Here is a 3,712-nt window from a genome sequence, read left to right as displayed (position 1 = left end):
CGATGGACTGTTAATCCATGTGTCACTGGTTCGAGCCCAGTTTGGGGAGCCACATTAAAGAAGCCGCGATTATTCGCGGCTTTTTTATGTCTGATGAAAATACATCGCTCTAGCTTACTTGGTAGAGCGATGGACTGTACTCTCTATAATAAATAGCATGTGTCACTGGTTCGAGCCCAGTTTGGGGAGCCACATAAGAACGAAAAAAACCTACTTTATGTAGTTTTTTTTTCGCCTGAAGAAAGCCTATCAGACTGATAAAACAGATACATGCCCTGTAGATCGTTTGTAAGCACCATAGTTTGTACCCTATTACTCTCAGGTATATGTCACTCGAGCTATTTCATATCAATAGGGTTACTCGACATTAAGATATAAAACCTGCCCTTACCCTATTTTTCCCTTAACAACTCTCTTCCAACAAAATACACTTCTTCAATGCTTCTTACCTTAACTAACCTTATTACCTTAGTAGTAAATTTATTTGATGAACATAAACACTAAGCGCTTGTCCCTTTATTATATGGCATGCATAAAAAAGCCCTACTAAGTTTATTTGTAGGGCTTTTAGATTAACGTCTAAATTAACTTATTAATTAAAGTGAATTATTATTTCGCAGTAATCAATTCCTGTTTATTTTCGTAGCTAATCACTATTTTATCCTTTTTAACATCAACTTTAGCCACGCCTCCCTGTGTTAACTCCCCAAAGAGTAACTCATTAGCCAATGTTTTCTTTAAATGCTCTTGAATCAAGCGAGCCATAGGCCTAGCGCCCATAGTCTTGTCGTAGCCATGTTCAGCTAACCATAATCTAGCTTGCTTACTTAACTCAAGTGAAACACCTTTATCATCGAGTTGGGCTTGTAATTCAACAATGAACTTATCAACTACTTGTTGAATTACAATGTGATCTAAATGATTAAACCAAACAATGTTATCTAAGCGATTTCTAAACTCAGGTGAAAATATCTTATTAATTTCACTTAATGCATCAAGACTGTGGTCTTGTTGTTTAAAGCCAATAGATTGACGCACTGTTTCTTGTACGCCAGCATTGGTTGTTAACACTAAGATAATATTTCTAAAGTCAGCTTTTCGACCATTATTGTCCGTTAAAGTACCATGGTCCATCACTTGCAGTAGAATGTTGTATACATCCTCATGTGCTTTTTCAATCTCATCCAGTAATACCACAGCATGAGGGTGTTTTAAAACAGCATCTGTAAGTAAACCACCCTGTTCATAGCCTACGTATCCCGGAGGTGCGCCGATAAGTCGGCTAACGGCGTGCTTCTCCATATATTCCGACATATCGAAACGGAGCAGCTCTACTCCCAAGATTTTAGCTAATTGTTGGGTTACTTCCGTCTTACCAACTCCTGTAGGTCCGGCAAAGAGGAAAGATCCAACCGGCTTTTCTTCACTACCTAGTCCTGCTCGAGATAAACGAATAACGGATGAAAGCTCACTAATAGCTTGGTCTTGTCCAAAAACAACAAGCTTCAAGTTACGATCAAGGTTTTTAAGATGATCCTTTTCACTGAGTGATACTGATTTCTCAGGGATTCTAGCCATTTTAGCGACAATACTTTCTATATCGGCATTATTAATGACTTTTTTTCGCTTATTAGCCGGAATAAGCTGTTGCCTGGCACCCGCTTCATCAATGACATCAATGGCCTTATCTGGCAGAAACCTTTCGTTAATATATTTAGCCGATAGCTGAGCAGCTGCATGTAGAGCTTTACTGGTATAACGAATACCATGATGGCTTTCATACTTCTCTTTCAGACCGTGCAGTATTTTAGTGGTATCGGCAACGCTAGGCTCGGGAATATCAATTTTTTGGAAACGACGAGCTAATGCACGATCTTTTTCAAAAATACTTTGATATTCTTGATACGTAGTAGAGCCTAAACAGCGTACCTTACCAGCCGAAAGCAGTGGTTTTAGCAGGTTAGAGGCATCCATCATACCACCCGAGGCAGCTCCCGCACCTATAATAGTATGGATTTCATCAATAAACAGCACCGCATTTTTATCTTCTTCAAGCTCTTTCAATAAAGATTTAAAACGTTTCTCAAAGTCGCCTCTATACTTAGTACCGGCTAATAAAGCCCCCATATCAAGGGAGTAAATCGTCGCATCTGCTAAAAATTCAGGCACCTGTTTATTCACAATCATATTGGCTAAACCTTCAGCAATGGCAGTTTTACCAACGCCTGCTTCACCAACAAAAAGCGGATTGTTTTTTCTCCGTCTACTCAATACCTGTAATGTACGTTCAAGCTCCTCATCACGACCAATTAAAGGGTCAATATTACCTTTGATAGCTTCTTCATTAAGGTTGACAGAAAAATTTTCAATGGTACGCGGCTCATCTTCACTCTGTGGTTCGCCATCAAGTGTCTGCGGTGCATTGTCATCAACCTTTGCAATGCCGTGAGAGATATAATTAACAATGTCTAAACGACTAATATCTGATTTTTTCAAAATATATGCGGCTTGCGATTCTTGTTCGCTGAAAATAGCGACTAATACATTCGAGCCACTGACTTCATTTTTTCCCGAAGATTGCACATGAAAAACAGCCCTTTGTAAAACGCGTTGAAACCCTAACGTTGGCTGAGTTTCACGTTCTTCTTCCCCTATAGGAATCATTGGCGTTGTTTCGCCGATAAAATCTAAGAGGCTTTTGCGAAGTTTAGCTAGGTCAGCTCCACACGCTCCAAGCGCTTCAATCGCTGATGGGTTATCTAATAATGCCAACAGTAAATGTTCTACCGTCATAAATTCGTGGCGAGATTCTTTAGCTTGGCGAAAAGCTAAATTAAGTGATATTTCTAAGTCTTTGTTTAGCATAACTACTCCAACTTTTTCTTTAGGCTTTTGTCATCACACACTTTAATGGATGCTGATTTTCAAAAGCGTACTGGACAACATGTTCAACTTTTGTCTCTGCTATCTCTGCAGTATATATGCCACAAAGACCTTTTCCCTTATAGTGAATATTTAACATAATATCCGTTGCTTCTTCTTCACTTTTGTTAAAAAAATTACATAATACGTCTACAACAAAGTCCATCGGGGTATAGTCATCATTAAGTAAAAAAACATGGTATTTAGCCGGCTCTTCTAGTTGCTCTCTAACTGCCTCTTCAACTATGGTTTGGGTGTCAAATAACTCTTTCCAGTTGCTCATATATTTATCTTAGTCTCTACTTTTTACTTTTGCTGTATCTTTTCATGCAATAAAGTTAAAAAAACGTTAAAAAAAACATGTTTTTACCTTGACTAATTCTATAAATTATCTACGATTCTATAGGTGACTAATATTTAGTCGCTTAGTTTGTTGTCTATGCACTTACTTATTCGGATTTGTTTACTCTTAGACAGAGTTAACAATGGAAAGTAAGTTAAACATAATTGAATACTAAAGGATATAGAAGGAAGTTGAAGTATGGCACACGGTACAGTTAAATGGTTTAATAATGCAAAAGGTTTTGGCTTTATTCGCCCAGATAGTGGCGGGGAAGATATTTTCGCGCACTATTCAACAATCGAAATGGATGGATATCGAACATTAAAAGCCGGACAAGATGTCAATTATGAACTAAATGAAGGCCCTAAAGGTCACCACGCAGCAAGTATTAAGTTAGCTGAAGGCGAAATAGAATAAAAAAGACTTTGCGCTAAAGTAATATAAAAA

The 3,712-nt window shown here is 38.0% G+C and carries 3 protein-coding genes; 1 reads left to right on the top strand and 2 read right to left on the bottom strand.

The window, feature by feature from the left end:
• Positions 1-609: 609 nt before the first annotated feature.
• Together clpA and clpS are read right to left on the bottom strand one after the other, a co-directional pair.
• Positions 610-2,865, bottom strand: coding sequence for an ATP-dependent Clp protease ATP-binding subunit ClpA (gene clpA, locus HRT50_RS12015; RefSeq protein ID WP_291614753.1), 2,256 nt, complete (start codon positions 2,863-2,865; stop codon positions 610-612).
• Positions 2,866-2,884: 19 nt separating this feature from the next.
• Positions 2,885-3,205: an ATP-dependent Clp protease adapter ClpS gene (gene clpS / locus HRT50_RS12010; protein WP_291614751.1), complete on the bottom strand. Its 321-nt coding sequence runs from the start codon at positions 3,203-3,205 to the stop codon at positions 2,885-2,887.
• Positions 3,206-3,463: 258 nt separating this feature from the next.
• Here clpS and cspD point away from each other — a divergent pair, with 258 nt between their 5' ends.
• Positions 3,464-3,682, top strand: a complete 219-nt coding sequence (gene cspD / locus HRT50_RS12005) for a cold shock domain-containing protein CspD (protein WP_291614749.1) — start codon at positions 3,464-3,466, stop codon at positions 3,680-3,682.
• The last annotated feature ends 30 nt before the right edge of the window (positions 3,683-3,712 follow it).

Origin of the sequence: Colwellia sp. (assembly GCF_013215345.1) — a bacterium.
Classification (GTDB): domain Bacteria; phylum Pseudomonadota; class Gammaproteobacteria; order Enterobacterales; family Alteromonadaceae; genus Colwellia.
This window is presented reverse-complemented; position numbering and strand designations above follow the sequence as displayed.

Coding starts and splice junctions, on each gene's coding strand:
- clpA (WP_291614753.1), bottom strand. CDS start 2,865: ATGCTAAACAAAGACTTAGAAATATCACTTAATTTAGCTTTTCGCCAA.
- clpS (WP_291614751.1), bottom strand. CDS start 3,205: ATGAGCAACTGGAAAGAGTTATTTGACACCCAAACCATAGTTGAAGAG.
- cspD (WP_291614749.1), top strand. CDS start 3,464: ATGGCACACGGTACAGTTAAATGGTTTAATAATGCAAAAGGTTTTGGC.